The organism is Fusicatenibacter saccharivorans (assembly GCF_015557635.1).
In the GTDB taxonomy this organism is placed as follows: Bacteria; Bacillota; Clostridia; order Lachnospirales; family Lachnospiraceae; genus Fusicatenibacter; species Fusicatenibacter saccharivorans.
The window spans coordinates 107,617-124,397 of sequence record NZ_JADNOP010000008.1; the positions used below are offsets into that span (position 1 = coordinate 107,617).

Annotated in this window: 17 protein-coding genes; 15 read left to right on the forward strand and 2 right to left on the reverse strand. The window is 51.7% G+C overall.

The features are described 5' to 3' along the window. The first annotated feature begins 56 nt into the window (after nt 1-56). The 10 genes from I2G42_RS08550 to I2G42_RS08595 all read left to right on the forward strand — a co-directional run bounded on the left by I2G42_RS08550 (nt 57) and on the right by I2G42_RS08595 (nt 8,122). Nucleotides 57-293: a putative Se/S carrier protein gene (locus I2G42_RS08550; RefSeq protein WP_022462466.1), complete on the forward strand. Its 237-nt coding sequence runs from the start codon at nt 57-59 to the stop codon at nt 291-293. A 15-nt stretch (nt 294-308) separates the two neighbouring features. Next, nucleotides 309-680: a winged helix-turn-helix domain-containing protein gene (locus I2G42_RS08555; RefSeq protein WP_055227948.1), complete on the forward strand. Its 372-nt coding sequence runs from the start codon at nt 309-311 to the stop codon at nt 678-680. Between the two features lie 151 nt (nt 681-831). After that, entirely contained in the window at nt 832-1,677 is an 846-nt protein-coding gene (gene yqeB, locus I2G42_RS08560; protein ID WP_022462464.1) for a selenium-dependent molybdenum cofactor biosynthesis protein YqeB, read from the forward strand. 29 nt (nt 1,678-1,706) lie between these two features. Further along, complete coding sequence (locus I2G42_RS08565; protein WP_055227949.1) at nt 1,707-2,732, forward strand: molybdopterin-binding protein; 1,026 nt, start codon at nt 1,707-1,709, stop codon at nt 2,730-2,732. Between the two features lie 3 nt (nt 2,733-2,735). Then, on the forward strand, nt 2,736-3,707 hold the full coding sequence (moaA, locus tag I2G42_RS08570; RefSeq protein ID WP_055227950.1) for a GTP 3',8-cyclase MoaA: 972 nt from the start codon (nt 2,736-2,738) through the stop codon (nt 3,705-3,707). Nucleotides 3,708-3,744: 37 nt separating this feature from the next. Further along, entirely contained in the window at nt 3,745-4,182 is a 438-nt protein-coding gene (locus I2G42_RS08575; protein ID WP_022462461.1) for an MOSC domain-containing protein, read from the forward strand. Between the two features lie 29 nt (nt 4,183-4,211). Further along, nucleotides 4,212-5,234: an XdhC family protein gene (locus tag I2G42_RS08580; RefSeq protein WP_118741612.1), complete on the forward strand. Its 1,023-nt coding sequence runs from the start codon at nt 4,212-4,214 to the stop codon at nt 5,232-5,234. Between the two features lie 26 nt (nt 5,235-5,260). Further along, nucleotides 5,261-6,208 (forward strand): molybdate ABC transporter substrate-binding protein, encoded by a 948-nt coding sequence (gene modA, locus I2G42_RS08585; RefSeq protein WP_055227952.1) that lies wholly within the window; start codon nt 5,261-5,263, stop codon nt 6,206-6,208. A gap of 153 nt (nt 6,209-6,361) precedes the next feature. Beyond that, complete coding sequence (gene modB, locus I2G42_RS08590; RefSeq protein WP_055227953.1) at nt 6,362-7,066, forward strand: molybdate ABC transporter permease subunit; 705 nt, start codon at nt 6,362-6,364, stop codon at nt 7,064-7,066. Between the two features lie 12 nt (nt 7,067-7,078). Next, nucleotides 7,079-8,122 carry a sulfate/molybdate ABC transporter ATP-binding protein gene (locus I2G42_RS08595; RefSeq protein ID WP_022462457.1) on the forward strand — a complete coding sequence of 348 codons (1,044 nt, stop codon included), beginning with the start codon at nt 7,079-7,081 and terminating at the stop codon, nt 8,120-8,122. Nucleotides 8,123-8,213: 91 nt separating this feature from the next. Here the strand turns inward: I2G42_RS08595 and I2G42_RS08600 are convergent, their stop codons facing one another. Next, nucleotides 8,214-9,587 carry a sodium-dependent transporter gene (locus I2G42_RS08600; protein WP_118697643.1) on the reverse strand — a complete coding sequence of 458 codons (1,374 nt, stop codon included), beginning with the start codon at nt 9,585-9,587 and terminating at the stop codon, nt 8,214-8,216. Nucleotides 9,588-9,711: 124 nt separating this feature from the next. Further along, nucleotides 9,712-10,788 (reverse strand): NAD(P)H-dependent flavin oxidoreductase, encoded by a 1,077-nt coding sequence (locus tag I2G42_RS08605; RefSeq protein WP_207741855.1) that lies wholly within the window; start codon nt 10,786-10,788, stop codon nt 9,712-9,714. 445 nt (nt 10,789-11,233) lie between these two features. Between I2G42_RS08605 and I2G42_RS08610 the strand changes: the two genes are divergently transcribed. The 5 genes from I2G42_RS08610 (at nt 11,234) to I2G42_RS08630 (ending at nt 16,775) form a co-directional block, all read left to right on the forward strand. Further along, nucleotides 11,234-11,758, forward strand: a complete 525-nt coding sequence (locus I2G42_RS08610; RefSeq protein ID WP_195530961.1) for a nitroreductase family protein — start codon at nt 11,234-11,236, stop codon at nt 11,756-11,758. Between the two features lie 412 nt (nt 11,759-12,170). Next, nucleotides 12,171-14,768: an alpha-L-rhamnosidase gene (locus I2G42_RS08615; protein WP_195530962.1), complete on the forward strand. Its 2,598-nt coding sequence runs from the start codon at nt 12,171-12,173 to the stop codon at nt 14,766-14,768. 267 nt (nt 14,769-15,035) lie between these two features. After that, on the forward strand, nt 15,036-15,320 hold the full coding sequence (locus tag I2G42_RS08620; RefSeq protein WP_055220696.1) for an AtpZ/AtpI family protein: 285 nt from the start codon (nt 15,036-15,038) through the stop codon (nt 15,318-15,320). Nucleotides 15,321-15,424: 104 nt separating this feature from the next. After that, complete coding sequence (locus I2G42_RS08625; protein WP_055227959.1) at nt 15,425-15,847, forward strand: hypothetical protein; 423 nt, start codon at nt 15,425-15,427, stop codon at nt 15,845-15,847. A gap of 166 nt (nt 15,848-16,013) precedes the next feature. Beyond that, a complete protein-coding gene (locus I2G42_RS08630; RefSeq protein ID WP_195530963.1) occupies nt 16,014-16,775 on the forward strand; it encodes a F0F1 ATP synthase subunit A in 762 nt (253 codons plus the stop codon). Nucleotides 16,776-16,781: the final 6 nt, after the last annotated feature.

Genomic DNA, 16,781 nt, shown 5'->3' on the forward strand with positions numbered 1-16,781 from the left:
AGAGGCGGCAGCCGGCATCCGGGATACAAAAGAAGCTGGAAAAAGGAAGAAACGATATGAGACAGCGAAAAGAAACCTGGATTCTGACGTTTGCGGGGACAACGCAGGCGATGCAGATGGAGCAGTATGCGAGAGCGCACGGCCTGCCGGGAAGGATGATCCCCGTTCCGCGGGAAATTACGGCGGGCTGCGGCCTTTCCTGGAAAGCAGCGCCGGAAGAGGGAAAAGAAATCCTTGCGGCACTTCAGACGGCGGGACTTGCCTATGAGGCGGAGTACCGTGTGCTGTTGTAGAGGTGTGAGGTGGAAATGGAAGAAAAAGAAGAAACATTACGACAGAAGCTGCGGTACGACATGCGGCTGCGCGTCAGCCGGACGGATCATGCCTTCGGTCCCGGTGTGGCGGAGCTGATGGAGCATGTGGAAGCAACCGGCTCCCTTTTGAAGGGCTGCAAATGCATGCAGATGGCGTACTCGAAGGGATGGAAAATCTTAAAGCGCGCCGAGGAGGATCTCGGCATCCCGCTGGTACAGGGCAACCGGGGCGGCAGCAACGGCGGCCAGACGGTACTGACCCCGGAGGGAAAAGAATTCCTGAAGCGGTACCGGAAGTTTGAACAAGAAGTCCGCGCAGGCGCCGATGCGTCGTTTCAGAAGTGGTTTGGAACAGAAGAAAAATAACATTTTTTACGGGGACACGTTGACAAAACGGGTCCTTTCCTGTATTTTTATTAATGGAAAAAGCGTTATTCTCACACGAGAATAACGAGGCAGACCGCGGAAGACGGAAGAAAACGGCGGCTGCTGAAACGAAAGAAGGAAGACAGCGAAGATGAAAAAGAAAGACCTGATCGTGGTACGGGGAGCAGGAGATCTTGCAACCGGTACGATCCATCGTCTGAAAAAAGCGGGCTTTCGTCTGCTGGTTCTGGAAGCAGAGCACCCGGCGGCGATCCGGCGGCAGGTGGCTTTGAGCGAAGCGGTATATGCCGGCAGCGCCAGGGTAGAGGACGTGGAAGCCGTGCGCATGGACGTGGATCTCGCAGAGAAAAAGAACCGGAAAGAACTTCTGGAACAGGAAATGGAGCGGATCTGGAAGAAAGATGGTGTTCCGGTGCTCGTGGATCCGGCGGGACTAAGCATTGCAGCACTTCGCCCGGCCGTCGTGGTCGATGCGATTCTGGCGAAGAAAAATCTCGGGACGACAAAAGAGATGGCGCCGCTTGTGATTGCCCTCGGACCGGGCTTTACGGCAGGAGAAGATGTGGATGTTGTAATTGAGACGAAGCGCGGTCATAATCTTGGACGCGTGATCCGAAGCGGAAGCGCGGTTCCGAACACTGGCATTCCGGGCATCATCGGCGGGTACGGAAAAGAGCGTGTGATGCATGCACAGGCGGAAGGTATTCTGCGGAATGCGGCTTCGATCGGAGACATTGTGGAAGCCAGGGCTGTGATTGCAGAGATTGAGACAGAAAACGGGACGGTACCTGTGGAAGCATCTCTCTCCGGTCTGCTGCGCGGGCTGATCCGCGACGGCTATCCGGTGACGAAGGGATTTAAGATTGCGGACATCGATCCGCGGAAAGAAGAACTGCAGAACTGCTTCACGATTTCCGATAAGGCGCGGTGCATCGCCGGAAGCGTGCTGGAAGTGATCTGCGGGGAACTGGAATAGATTCAAATAGAAAAAGTGAGGCGTTTCAGATGAAACTGATGAAAACAGAAGACGCGGTAGGCCAGGTGCTCTGCCACGATATTACACAGATTATCAAAGGTGTGACAAAAGATGCGGTATTCCGCAAAGGCCACATCATTACAGAAGAAGATATTCCGGTGCTGTTAAGTGTCGGAAAGGACAACATTTACATCTGGGAAAAGGACGATACAATGCTGCATGAAAATGAGGCGGCACAGATTCTTTACGATATGTGTAAAAACGATCACATGCATCCGTCCGATGTCAAAGAAGGAAAAATTGAACTGATCGCGGACTGCGACGGCCTTTTGAAAGTGGACCGCGAGAAGCTGAAAAAAGTAAACAGCCTCGGCGAGATGATGATTGCGACGCGCCACGGTGATACATACGTGAAAAAAGGCGACAAACTGGCGGGAACGAGAATTATTCCGCTCGTCATCAAAAAAGAGAAGATGGAGACGGCACAGGCAGTCTGTTCCTACGGGCCGATCCTGACCTTAAAGCCGTTCCACAAGAAAAAATTTGCGGTTCTGACAACGGGAAATGAAGTGTATTACCATCGGATCGAGGACACCTTCACACCGGTTATCCAGGAAAAGCTGGCAGAATTCGGCGCGGAGATGATCTTTCATGAGGTTTACGATGATGATGCATCGAAGATCACAGACGGATGCCGCCGCGCGATGGAAGCGGGTGCCGATCTTGTCTTCTGCACCGGAGGAATGAGTGTGGATCCGGACGACAAGACGCCGCTGGCGATCAAAAATACCGGAGCACGCATCGTTTCCTACGGCGCGCCGGTGCTGCCGGGAGCCATGTTCCTTCTGGCGTATGCCGAAAATGGAACACCGATCGTCGGCCTGCCGGGATGCGTCATGTATTCGAAACGGACGATTTTCGATCTTGTCCTGCCGCGCCTCATTGCAGATGATGAGGTGACAGCGGAGGAGCTGGCCGGTCTTGGCGAGGGCGGTCTCTGCCTGAACTGCAAGGTCTGCACCTTCCCGAACTGCGGTTTTGGAAAAGGCAGATAAACGATGAAGGATCAGTATGACAGAACGATAGATTACCTGCGGATTTCCATCACGGACGCGTGCAATTTGAGATGCCGGTACTGTATGCCGGAGAGTGCGGCGGGCTGTGCACTGGAGCAGGCGGAACAGAATCCACCGCTTACCGTCGAAGAGATGCTGAAGATTGTGCACGCCGCGGCTGGGCTTGGCATCACGCATTACCGGATTACCGGAGGGGAACCGCTGGTAAGAAAAGAGTGCGTGGGGCTGGTGCAGAAAATAAAAGCAGTGCCGGGCACCGCATCCGTTGGGATCACGACGAATGGCGTGCGCCTGGCATCGTGTGCGAGGGATCTGAAGGCGGCTGGCTGTGACAGTGTGAATGTGAGCCTGGATACAGTGGATGCGGCAGAGTTTGCGGCGCTTACCGGACGCGATGCGCTGGAGCAGGTAAAGCAGGGCATCTGCGCGGCCAAAGAGGCGGGTCTTTTAGTGAAGCTGAATGCGGTGCATCGAAAAGAACTGCATGCGCAGGAACTGATTGAATTTGCAGAGCAGGAAAAAGTCCCGGTGCGGTTCATCGAGGTGATGCCGGTGGGCGCCGGAAAATCGTACGTGGGTCCGTCGAATGAGGCGCTGAAAACAGAGCTGGAACAGTGGTATGGGGCATGTACGCCGGACCAGGAAAAAGAAGGAAACGGTCCTGCGGCTTATGTGCGGTACGAAAAGCTGTCGATGCCCGTCGGCTTTATCAGCGCGATCCACGGAAAGTTCTGCGGAAGCTGCAACCGCGTACGGCTGACAAGCCGCGGCTTTTTAAAGCTCTGTCTCTGCTATGAGAACGGCGTGGATCTGCGGGAGGTTCTGCAGAACGGAACGGCGGCGGATCTGCGGGATGTGATGGCACAGGCAATCTTAAAAAAGCCGATGGAACACTGCTTTGAGCGGCCGAAGGATATGACAGAGCACCACCTGATGTCCGGCATCGGCGGATGAAATGACGGCGGTTCGAAAAGAAGAGGAAACAAAAGAAATGGGAAAAATCATAGGAATCTGTATCAGTGAAAAACGGGGAACGGCAAAGCACGAGGTGGAAACGGCGAAGCTGGTGGAAGACTGGGGCATCGAGGGCGATGCACACGCCGGGCACTGGCACCGCCAGGTGAGCCTTTTGTCGTATGAAAAAATAGAAGCCTTCCGTGCAAAGGGGGCGGATATTCCGCTCGGCGCCTTCGGGGAAAACCTGATCGTGGAAGGATATGATTTCCGGAATCTGCCGGTCGGCACGCGGTTTTCCTGCGGGGATGCGCTGCTTGAGATGACGCAGATCGGAAAGGAGTGCCACAGCCACTGCGAGATTTTCAAACGTATGGGTGAATGCATCATGCCGCGGGAGGGCGTTTTCGCGGTGGTGCTGCGCGGCGGCACGATTCAAAAGGGTGACACCATCGAACTGGTGACGGAAAAGTAGACCAGAGATCAGACACAAGGAGAGGAAACATGGACGAACTTTACCGGAAACTGCTTGCACAGCTGGAAGAGGGACAGGACACGGTTCTTGCCTTTATCACCGAAGGGGACGGCTCCATTCCGCGCACGACGGGCGCCTATATGCTGGTCGGCCGGGAAGGACGGGTTTTCGGAACTATTGGCGGCGGAAACCTGGAATATCAGGCGGTTCTGCATGCGCAGGAGCTGGTGCAGGAGAAGAAAAGTGAATACAGAGAATACGATCTCGGAACCGGAGAGGGGAAGGGGCTTGGCATGGTCTGCGGCGGCAGAGTGAAGGTGTGCTTCTATTTTATGAATGGAGCGCACGGCGAAGCAGAAAGTCTGGCGCAGGCACTTGCGGCGCAGGAGCAGTACCGCAGTTACTGGATTTTTTTTGCGCTGGACGGAACCGGCATCCGCGTGCTGGAAAAAGAAGCGTGGGAAATGCTTCCGGCGGCACAGGAAAAAGCGGGCCACTGCCGGATTCTGGAACTGGACGGGAAAACGTATTACGCCGAGGAATTCTGCTACGACGGAAAGGTTTATCTGTTCGGCGGCGGCCATCTGGCCCAGGAACTCGTTCCGGTGCTGCATCATCTGGATTTCTGCTGTATCGTACTCGATGACCGGGAGGAATATGTGGACAAAGCATTGTTCCCGGATGCCGGGCAGACCATGCTGGTGGATTTTACGAAACTGGACGAGATTCTTTCGATCCGGAAAAATGATTATCTCGTGATTGTGACACGCGGCCACCGGTGCGATGCGGATGCCGAGGCGTTTGCGCTTCGCACCGGCGCGTCGTACATCGGTGTGGTGGGAAGCCGCAGAAAGACAAAGTATGTGCGCGAAAAACTGGAAGCGCAGGGTTTTACCGGAGAACAGCTCGACAGTGTCTATGCCCCGATCGGAATCGAGATCGGAAGCGAGACGCCGGCGGAGATTGCAATCAGCATTGCCGCACAGCTCATTCAGATCCGGTCAGCAAAAACCGGAAAACGAAAAGGTGCACATCCGGCGCTTCATACGTAAATATACAAAATGAGGAGTCAATTATCATGAAAACGAAAACCGTATCCATTCTTCTGATGGCAGCTATGGCACTTTCTCTTGCCGCATGCGGATTTTCCAATTCCACAGATTCTTCCAGTAAGAGCAGCTCCAAGGCAGAGAGCACATCTGCATCCAGCGCTTCTTCGGAAGCAGAGAGCGCATCCAGCGCCAAGAGCACAGCAGACGGCGAAGTATTTGACGATACCACTGTCACCGTATTTGCCGCAAAGAGCCTGAACTCCGTAATGGAGACGCTGATCAGCGAGTACAATAAGACCCAGCCGAATGTCAAACTGGTTGGAAACTATGACAGCTCAGGAACCCTGATGACACAAATCGAAGAGGGTGCATCCTGCGACGTATTCTTCTCCGCAGCAGCAAAACAGATGGATCAGCTTGAGGAAGAGAATCTTCTGGTTGAGGGAACCCGCCACAATATCGTAAACAATCAGGTCTGCGTTGTAACCTATGAGGGAAACAATACAGAAGTTACGGGCCTGGAGGATCTGAACAAGGCATCCAGCATCGCACTGGCAGACGGTTCCGTTCCGGTTGGAAAATACACAAGAGAAGCACTGGTCAATGCAGGCATTCTGGAGAAAGCAGACGACGTATCGGCTATCACAACCCAGCAGGTTTCCGAAGCGCTCGGCGGCGTGGAAATCAATGAGTGTGCAAACGTAGGAGCCGTTACTTCCGCAGTTGCAGAGGGATCCAACGAGGTTGGTACGGTTTATTATTCCGATACCTACGGTCTGGAGGACCGTCTGAAGGTTCTGCAGGTCGTTCCGTACGATCTGACCGGAAATGTCATCTACCCGGCAGCACAGGTTGTCAACAAAGAGGCAGATGAGACCGAGCAGGCAGCAGCGAAAGACTTCGTAGAGTTTCTGACTTCTGATGAGGCAGCCGCCATCTTCCGGAATTATTACTTTGATACAGAGGCAGAATAAAAAGAAGATCCCACAAAAAACAGCAGGGATTTGGAATCACCGTCCGAAAAAGAAAGATTTCGTTTCTACGGACGGTGGTTTTGCATCAGAGAAAATCCGGGCAGGATGCGTGATGCAGGTATGCAGGGCTGCCATGGATAGAAAGGAAATGTTATGCAGGAAATACTGGATTTTTTACAGTCACTGGACTGGAGCCCGCTTGTCATTTCGATCAAGACCGGTATTGTGGCGACGATTCTGTCCTTTTTCTTTGGTATTTTTGCCGCGCGTGCGGTGATGAAGCTGCGTCCCGGCGCGCGTGCCGTAATTGACGGCTTTCTGACACTTCCGATGATTCTGCCGCCGACCGTTGCAGGCTTTTTCCTGCTTCTGATTTTCAGCCTCCGCCGTCCGTTTGGTGCTGCACTGTATGAGAATTTCGGTATCAAGGCAGTACAGACATGGCTTGGCTGTATTCTGGCGGCAACGATTATCGCGTTTCCGCTGATGTACCGCAATACGAGAGCGGCATTTGAGCAGGTGGATACGAACCTGATCTATGCGGCGCGGACGCTTGGTATGTCGGAGTGGAAGATTTTCTGGAAAGTGGTCATCCCATCGGCAGGTCCCGGCGTGCTCTCCGGTACGGTACTGGCATTTGCAAGGGCGCTCGGTGAGTACGGTGCGACGTCGATGCTGGCCGGAAATATTCCGGGAAAGACGGGTACCGTTTCCCAGAAAATCGCAATGGTGATTCAGGACGGGGATTATAAAACGGCGGGTTTTTGGTCTGTTGTCGTACTGCTCGTCGGATTCCTTACGATGACAGCGATGAACCTTCTGGGTAACCGGAGAAAGAAAAATCAGAAACAGTGGTAGAGAGGATAAATCATGGCGCTTGAAGTAGATATTACGAAAAAACTGGACGGCTTTTTTATGCATATGCAGTTCCGGGCGGAGCAGGAGATTTTTGCGATTCTCGGCGCGTCGGGCTGTGGAAAAAGCATGACCTTAAAGTGTATCGCCGGAATCGAAAAGCCGGATGAAGGGCGGATTGTCCTTGACGGCAAGGTGCTGTTTGATTCGGAGAAAAAAATCAATCTGCCGCCGCAGAAGCGGAAAGTCGGTTATATGTTCCAGGATTACGCCCTGTTTCCGCATATGAATGTTGTGCAGAATATTGAGGCAGGCATGGGAAAACGGCCGGACCGGAGCCGGACGGAATCGTTGATCCGCCAGTTTCAGCTGGAAGGGCTGGAGAAAAAGATCCCGGGACAGCTTTCCGGCGGACAGAAACAGCGCGTCGCGATGGCACGGATGCTCGCAGCAGAGCCGGAGCTGATTCTGCTCGACGAGCCGTTTTCAGCGCTCGATACCTATCTGAAATGGCAGTTGGAGCAGGAGATGTACAAACATCTGAAGGAGGCCGGAAAACCGGTCATCTTCGTATCACACAACCGCGATGAGGTGTACCGCCTCTGCGATACGGTCAGCTGTATGAACCGGGGAAAGATGGAAGTCATGGAACCGCTGAAGGAATTTTTCCAGAATCCGAAGACGCGCACAGCGGCAATTTTGTCGGGCTGCAAGAACATTTCGGCGGCCGAGCGGGTGGATGCGCACACGCTGCGGGCCGTGGACTGGGGCGTAACGCTGCACGTAAAGGAGCGGGAAATTGCAGACGATATCCGCGCAGTCGGCATCCGGGCACATTTTCTGGCCACAGTAGAAAGGCCGGGTGAGGAAAATGTATTTCCGGTCAACGAATCCGAAATCTGGGAAGATCCGTTTGAATGGAACATTTCGTTCCGGAAGAATGCCGAATGCAGCTGGCTGCAGTGGAAGATCGCAAAAACAGACTGGAGCCCGGAAATGGGGATTCCAAAGGAGCTGTATCTGAAGGAGGAAGATATTCTGCTGCTGACGGATTCCTGATGCTGGTGTGACAGATTTGGATAAAAAAAGATTGTTTTCGAAATCGTAATCGTGTTTCGAAAACAATCTTTTTTCATCGTTTACAGATTCATTACATGGTGATCCAGCCGAATGCATTTGCCACGGAACTGAACAGAATGATCAGTGCAAACACCGGGCAGAGATACTGGATCATGACAAGAAAGATTTTCTTTCTGCGGAAGCGGCTCTCGCCATGGATGATTTCTTCCTCGATTTTCGCCACACCAATGACTCTCGAAACGAGAAGACAGATGGCAATGGCAGCAATTGGCATCATCACGGAGTTCGTCAGGAAGTCGAAGAAATCCAGGAACTGCATTCCAAGAATGGTGACAGAGGAAAGCGGTCCGTAGCCAAGGCAGGAGAGCGTTCCGAGCGCAATCATGATAACGCCGATCAGAACGGTCGATTTTTTACGACCCCAGCCGAGCTCATCCTCAAAGGTGGAAACGGCGCTTTCTGTCAGTGCGATGGAGCTGGTCAGTGCGGCAAACAGCACCAGAAGGAAAAACAGAATACCGATCACAGTGCCAAAGCCCATATTGGCGAATACCTTCGGGATGGTGATAAACATCAGGGAAGGTCCTGCCTGCAGGGTATCCGGATTTCCGCCGGAGAAGGCAAAGACGGCAGGAATGATCATCAGGCCTGCCATGATCGCAATGGCAGTGTCAAAGATTTCGACGTTGCGTGTGGAATCCTCAATCGAGGTGTCTTTTTTCATGTAGGAGCCAAAGGTGATCAGAATACCCATCGCAATCGAGAGGGAGTAGAACATCTGTCCCATGGCGGCAACAACGGACATCCATGAAAAGTTTTTGAGGTTCGGAACAAGGAAATACTTCACGCCTGCCAGTGCGCCCGGTCTTGTTACGGAATAAACGGCAATGATAACGGAAAGGACGATCAGAATCGGCATCATCACCTTGGAAACGCGTTCAATGCCGTTTCGCACACCGGCGTAGATGATGGCGACCGTAATAAGGCAGAAAACGGCAAAACAGAGCTCTGTGGAAACTCCGTTTGAGATGAAGCCGGAAAAATAGCCGTCCTCTGCGAGCAGGGTACTGTTGCCCTTCACGTATTCGATCAGATATTTGATGACCCATCCTCCGATGACAGAGTAGTATGGAACGATCAGAATCGGGATAATGGCGTTGATCCAGCCCCCGGCGGAAAGCCATTTCGATTTGCCGAACGACTGGAAAGCGCCGACCGGGCTTTTTCGTGTCATGCGTCCGATGGCGGACTCGGCAACGATCATGGAGTAGCCGAAGGTGAGCGCCAGCAGGATATAAATGAGGAGGAAAATTCCTCCGCCGTATTTTGCTGCGAGGTAGGGAAAACGCCAGATATTTCCAAGTCCGACGGAAGCGCCTGCTGCAGCCAGCACGTAACCGATTTTGCCGGAAAACGAGCTGCGGGATTTGTTGTGTTTGTTCATAGAGTTCCTTCCTTTTGTGTGTTACAAAAATTTTGGGTTTATGGTCAGTTCTTGAAGATTTTTTATGCTGACACCATAAAGAAGATTGTAACATTATTGGGAAGGAAAGTCACTACTAAATTTTTTATTTTTTGCTGTCCGGCAGGGATTCCCCGGCCAGTTCCGCCATCAGCTCCGGCACGGTGGTCATGTGATCGAGACGCCATGCATTTTCTCCGCAGAAAAGGAGAGCGTTGTCGGTATCGCCATCGGCAGCGCGGGTCAGGGCAGTGGTAATACAGTAGGGAATGGAGGCTTTGTCGCATTTTTTGAGGCACTGGTAGCAGTGTGAGATTTTTTCCCGTTCCTGTTCGCGTTCCGTCAGAAACGGATTGCGGATTGCGCGGCCCGGCATGCCGACCGGACTGTGCATGATCGTGATATCTTCTTTTTTTGCATTCAGGTATGCCTGTTTGTAGCGGGGATCGGCATCGCATTCTTCCGTGACAACGAAACGGGTAGCCATCTGGACGCCTGCGCAGCCAAGCGACAGATAGTGGAGGATATCCTCGTGGGTGTAGACGCCTCCGGCAAAGACGACGGGGATGGTACAGGCATATTTTTCTTCGTAGACATGTACAATCTGCAGAATTTCCCGGATTTCGTCATCGTAGCCGCGCCGTGCTGTTTCTTCCACGGTTTCGGCGGAGTAGCCGAGATGGCCTCCGGCTGCAGGACCTTCGATGACAACGAGATCAGGAACGCGGTGATAGTGATTGTCCCAAAGCTTCAGAAGAACCTTGGCAGTCCGGGGAGGGGAAACGATAGGGGCGAGCTTGATGGAGCTTCCCTTTGTGTATTTTGGCAGATCGGTCGGGAGACCGGCCCCGGAGATGATGAGATCGGCTCCGTTTTCGATGCAGCAGCGGACGTATTCCTCGTAGTGGGTCAGGGCGCACATGATATTGACGCCGATGATGCCGCCGTTTGAAATTTCTTTGGCGCGGCGGATGTGGAAGGCGAGTGCGCGGAGATTGGCACTTAAGGGATCACGCGCGAATTCCGGATCGCGCCAGCCGGGCTGGGCGGCGGAGATGATGCCGATTCCGCCGGCTTTGGCAACGGCACCGGCGAGGGATGAGAGGCTGATGCCGACGCCCATTCCGCCTTGGATGATGGGGTATTTGGCGGTGAGATTTCCTATTTTTAAATTTGGTAACATATGAATTCTCCTTTTTGATAAATGGACGATCCCGTGCCCGCCGCCGTGTCGGGGATGTTCCTCCAGGATGGCGCATTTGCAGGAGGCCTGCAAACTCTTAGGCTATGGAATTTTGCGTTGCTTGAAAAAACGGCACTGTCTGAGTGCAGCGAGTTCGCCGTTTTTTCAAGCGCCCTTAGCAAAATCCCAAAGCCTTAGAGTTTCCTGGCCTCCGAAACCGCGCCATCCTGGAGGAACATCCCCGGCGCGGCGGCGGGCACGGGATCTGGTATTGGTAAAAATGTAATGTAAAAAACCTTACTATGTGGTTTTGAAAACTAGATATATAATACTTTGAATATCAAAGTATGTCAAGAGGGAAAATGAGAAAAAGGTGATTGATAGGGGGTGGGAGGTGTGGTAGAGTGGAGATAGAAAAAAATTAAGACAGGAGGCTGATGAAAAGATGTTAAAGGATCTGGTGTTGAAGAACAGGAGTTATCGTGGTTTTGATGAGTCGGTGCGGATTTCGCGGGAGACGTTGGAAGGATTTGTGGATTGCGCGCGGCTTTGTCCTTCGAGTGTGAATAAGCAGCCGTTGAAGTATTTTCTGGCGTGGGAGCCGGAAGAAGTGGAGAAGGTGCAGGGACTGACGAAGTGGGCGCGGGCGCTGCCGGAGATGGTTTTGCCGCATCCGGGGAAACGGCCGACGGGTTTTGTTGTGATCTGTCAGGATAAGGGGATTGATGAGAATCTGAACCGGTATCAGAAGGATGTCGGGATTGTGGCGCAGACGATGCTGCTTGCGGCTGTGGAGCAGGGGCTTGGCGGCTGCATGATCGGGAATTTTCAGGCGGGCGAGGTGATGGAAGTGCTTGGACTGCCAGAGGAGATCCGGCCGCTTTTGATTGTGGCGTTTGGAAAACCGGCGGAGGAGATTCATCTGGTAGATGTGCCGAAGAGAACGCTGGCGGATGAATTGCTGAACTGAAGATAGAAACTGAAGATAGAGCCGGAAAATTCCGGAAAAATGTCGGATGAACCGTCCTAAAAAGTTAGATCTAAAAAATCTGATTTCTTGGGGCGGTTCAAAGAATCCGGCATTTTTTTACTTTACAGGAAACTTCGTTGAATTTTCCTGTAAAGTCAAAAGCCCTCCGGGCAGGATCGCACTGCGGCGGAGGGGAAAGGAAAGCACAGGCTCTTATTAGTTTCGGTGTAGCCCGAAAAAGGGAAAATGTCCCATACTTTCTGGCAATCCGGGGAGATGTCTGGTGGGCAGGAAATGGTGCAAATAAAGATGTTTTTTCCTGCAAAACAGAACCTTTTTTCTCGAAAGGGATCATGATAAAATGAGAAAAAATGGGGGAATTTTCAAAAATAAGATGGAGGAGGATATTGAAATGAAAATTTATCACGCACAGGTGAATCATCTGGAAAATCCAATGGGGTTCCGGATGGAGAGAACGGTCTTTTCCTGGAAAGTGAAAGACGCGGAAGGAAAAAAACAGAGCTATGCGAGAATCCGTGTAGCATCGGATGCAGCGATGGAGCATCTGCTGTTTGATTCCGGAGAGGATGATAAGGCGAGCAGTCTTTTCTATCCGGTGAAGCTGGATCTGGAGCCGAGAACGCGGTATTACTGGAACGTGGAAGCGGGCAGTGATGCCGGGGAGACGGCGGTGAGTGAAGTACAGTTTTTTGAGACCGGAAAACGGAATGAAGCATGGACAGGAAAATGGATTTCCTGTGACAGTAAGGAGAACCGTCATCCATATTTTGAAAAAGAAATTGTTCCGGCAAAAGAGGTAGCGAAGGCCAGGCTGTATGTCTGCGGACTTGGACTGTATGAGGTGTATGTGGATGAGAAGCGTGTCGGGGATGAGTACCTGACGCCGTACAGCAATGATTACAATGAATGGGTACAGTATCAGACGTATGATGTGACAGAGGAGGTTTCAAAACAGGGAATGCTCCGTGTGCTGCTTGGAAACGGCTGGTACAAGGCGCGGTTTGGATTCAGTGCGTTTGAGGACAAGGGATTTTACGGCAATGAGTGGAAGCTGATTGCGGAGCTGCATCTGACGTATGCGGACGGTTCGGAAGAGGTGATTGGCACGGATGAATCGTGGCAGGTGCGGCGCAGTAAAATTGCATTCTCGAATCTTTACGACGGTGAGCACCGGGACGACACGCTGTCGGAACTGCCATTGGAGAAGGCGGTTTTTTGTGAGGCACCAAAAGGAGAACTGACGGAACGCATGAGCCTTCCGGTGACGATTCATGAGACGTTTGAACCTAAAGAACTGCTTCATACTCCGGCCGGCGAGCTGGTCTTCGATATGGGGCAGGAGTTTACGGGAATTTTCAAGCTGCATGTCAACGTGCCGGCAGGAACCAAAATTCATGTTCAGACAGGTGAGATTTTGCAACGCGGCAATTTCTACAATGACAATCTGCGGAGTGCAAAATCCGAATACATCTATATTTCCGATGGAACCGAAATGGATCTTGTGCCGCATTTTACGTTCTACGGCTACCGTTACGTGAAGATCGAAGGCATTCCGGATCTGAAAAAAGAGGATTTCACGGGTCTTTCTTATTACAGCAACATCACCGCGACAGGCTGGATGAAAACAGGAAGTGATTTGGTCAACCAACTCATCAGTAATGTGCGCTGGGGATTAAAGTGCAATTTTGTAGATGTTCCGACCGACTGCCCGCAGCGTGATGAGCGCATGGGATGGACGGGTGATGCGCAGGTGTTCTCGCCGACGGCGATGTATCTCGAAGATACGTATGCATTCTATGCAAAATACCTGTACGACATGGCAAAAGAGCAGAGCGTGCTCGGCGGAAAGGTGCCGTACGTGGTGCCGTCGTGCGGCGTCGAGGATGCAGCGTGTGTCTGGGGCGATGCGGCGTGCATCATTCCGTGGAATCTGTATCTGTTTTACGGGGATAAGAGTATTCTGGAAGATCAGTTTGTGAGCATGAAATCGTGGGTGGATTACATCACGAAAGTGGATGGGGATAACCACGGCTGGCGGTATATTTTCCACTTCGGCGACTGGCTTGCGTTGGACAATCCGGTACAGGGAGCGGAGCAGGTCATGGGTGCAACGGACGAGGAGTTTATTGCAAACCTGTATTATGCGATCAGCGCAGGAATCGTGGCAAAAGCAGCCGGTGTGCTGGGATACCGCGAGGAGCAGGAGAAGTATCAGAAGCTGTCCGAGGAGCAGTTTGCTGTGGTACAGGAAGAATATTACAGCGCAACAGGCCGCTGCTGCATCAAAACACAGACGGCGCTGCTGCTGACGCTGAAATACCATCTGTCAAAGAACGAAGAGCTGACAAAACGGCAGCTTCTGAAGCTGTTTGAGCAGAGTAACCACAAACTGAAAACAGGATTTGTCGGAACCCCGCTGCTGAATAACGTGCTGACAGACAACGGCATGAACGATCTCGCCTACGAACTGTTGCTGAACGAGGAATTTCCGGGTTGGCTTTATGAGGTTAAGCTTGGTGCAACTACCGTCTGGGAACGCTGGAATTCCCTTCTTACGGACGGTACGATTTCCGGCATCAGCATGAACAGTATGAACCATTATGCTTACGGCTCCATCCAGGAATGGATGTTCCGTCACGTTGCTGGCATCAACACGATGGAATCCCATCCGGGTGCCAGGACCGTACAGTTTGCACCGACGCTGAACTGGGATTTGAGGTATGCAGAGGCAAAATATGATTCTGCATCGGGAATGTACAGCATTCGCTGGGAGCTTTCCGACAAAGAGCACGTGACCATCACCATGGATGTTCCGTTCGACTGTACCGCAGAGGCCGTACTTCCAATGGTTGCCAAAAGTGAAAAAGAAGCGGTTGCAGAAGTGCTCGGATCAGAAGAAAACGGCAGATACCTGCTGGAGCCGGGACACTATGAGGTAAGCTATCAGCTTTCCGGTTGGAAAGAAAAAACGGCAGTATGTGTGGAATAAAACCGCAGTTTTTTTCAAAAAATAAGAAGCGAGGTGAACGCTGCAATTTTACAATGGGACAAAATGAGAAAATTGTTCCAATTATTATGAAAAGAATGTAAATAAAAATAAATAATTTGGAAAATATACAAATTCATTTGTCTTATGAAAACGTTTATGGTACAATCTGACTAAGTGGTTACAAAAATGGAAGTGTGTTTTGGGGAAAATGAAACAAGACACAGATCCGAGGGTCTGACAAAAAGAGGCGGCAGAAAGGGACAGGATATGAAGAAGTGGACGGGGATGATTACCAATCTCACAATGTTGACACAATTCGGACTGTCCCTTGTGACGCCTCTTTTTCTTTGTCTGGCACTTTGCTGGTGGCTTTGCGACCGCTTTTCGGTTGGAACATGGATTTATCTGATCGGATTTTTCTTTGGGATCGGAGGCGGAGCCGTGACAGCCTGGAAATTCGGGCAGAGCGTTCTGCGGCATCAGAAACGCATCGAGACGGAGCCGGACGGAAAAAAGAAGAAAAAGAGGGTGTCTTTCAACCGACATATTTAGAACGTGTCTGAAAAAGTTTTCACAGTTGACGAAGATCAAGTGGCAGAGAAAAGATTTCAGACTGATTTTAAGGGGAAAATCCCTTAGAAAGGAAACAAGGCGATATGAGCAATTTCGGAGACAAGGTCCAACCGGCCGTAAAAAAGGAGACGAAAAATGTTGCCATCTATACTGTTGTCGGCGTGGTTGTGATGTGGGTCGGGTTTCTGATCCTGCACCTGATCTGGCCGGAAAAAATCCCATTTGACTATCGGGTGATCCTCGGGGGAATCGGAGGCGGTGCCGTTGCGGTGCTGAACTTTTTCCTGATGGGCATGGCAGTACAAAAAGCAGTGTCCGAGACAGACGAGGCGGGAGCAAAACGGCGGATGCAGGCAAGCTATTCGCAGAGAAACCTGATGCAGATGCTCTGGGCAATTCTGGCGATTGTGCTTCCATGCTTCCAGTTTGCCGCAGGAATCCTGCCGCTTTTAATTCCGGGAACGGCCATCAAGCTGAAGGGCATAAAAAACAGCATAAAGCGCTGAACCTGATCTTTGGCGAAAGCCGCAAAGACGGGACGGCGTTTTGAAGCCGAAACTGCGAAGCAGCGATTCGGTTATGAGCAAGCAGCGAAGCGGATTGTGAAGATTCGCTTTGACAAAAGGTTCAAATTTTTTATTTTATCTCATACAGAGGAGGTGAGAAAAGAGAATGGAGGTTGATATCTCCGGTGCAAAAGTCTTTTTTACGATCCCGATCGATTTTCCGCTGTTCGGGAAAATTCAGATCAGCGAAACGCTGGTGGTAAGCTGGATTGTAATGGCACTCATTACCGGACTTTGCATCTGGCTCACAAGAGATTTGAAGATACGGAACATCTCCAAACGCCAGGCGGTGGCAGAAATGATTGTGGAGACCGCAAATAAATTCGTCATCGGCAACATGGGAGAAAAATTCCGCTATCTGATTCCTTTTGTGTCGGCGCTTTTCGCGACCAGCGTTGTCTCGAACCTGATCAGCCTGATCGGACTTCGAAGTCCGACAGCAGATCTTTCCACCGAGGCGGCCTGGGCTGTTGTGGTTTTCATCATGATCACCACACAGAAGATCAAAACCAACGGTTTTGGCGGATATCTGAAAGGATTCACGACTCCGATTGCGGTTATGACACCGTTTAACGTTTTGTCGGAGCTCGCAACGCCGATCAGTATGGCGTGCCGTCACTTTGGAAACATCCTTTCCGGCGTTGTTATCAATGCCCTGATCTACGGATCTCTGGCACTGGCAAGCGGAAAGCTGCTGGGACTGCTTCCCGGCGTGCTCGGAAGAACTCTTTCACAGATCCCGATTCTGGACGTCGGTGTTCCGGCTGTTCTGTCGGTCTACTTTGACTGGTTTTCCGGCGTGATGCAGGCCTTTATTTTCTGTATGCTGACTGTCATGTACATTGCGAATGTAGCAGAGGAAGGCTAAAGAGAT

Excerpts from the sequence above, each read along its gene's own strand:
- I2G42_RS08565 (WP_055227949.1), top strand. The coding sequence starts at position 1,707 with ATGAAACTGATGAAAACAGAAGACGCGGTAGGCCAGGTGCTCTGCCAC.
- I2G42_RS08575 (WP_022462461.1), top strand. The coding sequence starts at position 3,745 with ATGGGAAAAATCATAGGAATCTGTATCAGTGAAAAACGGGGAACGGCA.
- I2G42_RS08620 (WP_055220696.1), top strand. The coding sequence starts at position 15,036 with ATGAAGAAGTGGACGGGGATGATTACCAATCTCACAATGTTGACACAA.
- I2G42_RS08580 (WP_118741612.1), top strand. The coding sequence starts at position 4,212 with ATGGACGAACTTTACCGGAAACTGCTTGCACAGCTGGAAGAGGGACAG.
- yqeB (WP_022462464.1), top strand. The coding sequence starts at position 832 with ATGAAAAAGAAAGACCTGATCGTGGTACGGGGAGCAGGAGATCTTGCA.
- I2G42_RS08630 (WP_195530963.1), top strand. The coding sequence starts at position 16,014 with ATGGAGGTTGATATCTCCGGTGCAAAAGTCTTTTTTACGATCCCGATC.
- I2G42_RS08555 (WP_055227948.1), top strand. The coding sequence starts at position 309 with ATGGAAGAAAAAGAAGAAACATTACGACAGAAGCTGCGGTACGACATG.
- moaA (WP_055227950.1), top strand. The coding sequence starts at position 2,736 with ATGAAGGATCAGTATGACAGAACGATAGATTACCTGCGGATTTCCATC.
- I2G42_RS08595 (WP_022462457.1), top strand. The coding sequence starts at position 7,079 with ATGGCGCTTGAAGTAGATATTACGAAAAAACTGGACGGCTTTTTTATG.
- I2G42_RS08550 (WP_022462466.1), top strand. The coding sequence starts at position 57 with ATGAGACAGCGAAAAGAAACCTGGATTCTGACGTTTGCGGGGACAACG.
- I2G42_RS08615 (WP_195530962.1), top strand. The coding sequence starts at position 12,171 with ATGAAAATTTATCACGCACAGGTGAATCATCTGGAAAATCCAATGGGG.
- modB (WP_055227953.1), top strand. The coding sequence starts at position 6,362 with ATGCAGGAAATACTGGATTTTTTACAGTCACTGGACTGGAGCCCGCTT.
- I2G42_RS08610 (WP_195530961.1), top strand. The coding sequence starts at position 11,234 with ATGTTAAAGGATCTGGTGTTGAAGAACAGGAGTTATCGTGGTTTTGAT.
- modA (WP_055227952.1), top strand. The coding sequence starts at position 5,261 with ATGAAAACGAAAACCGTATCCATTCTTCTGATGGCAGCTATGGCACTT.
- I2G42_RS08605 (WP_207741855.1), bottom strand. The coding sequence starts at position 10,788 with ATGTTACCAAATTTAAAAATAGGAAATCTCACCGCCAAATACCCCATC.
- I2G42_RS08625 (WP_055227959.1), top strand. The coding sequence starts at position 15,425 with ATGAGCAATTTCGGAGACAAGGTCCAACCGGCCGTAAAAAAGGAGACG.
- I2G42_RS08600 (WP_118697643.1), bottom strand. The coding sequence starts at position 9,587 with ATGAACAAACACAACAAATCCCGCAGCTCGTTTTCCGGCAAAATCGGT.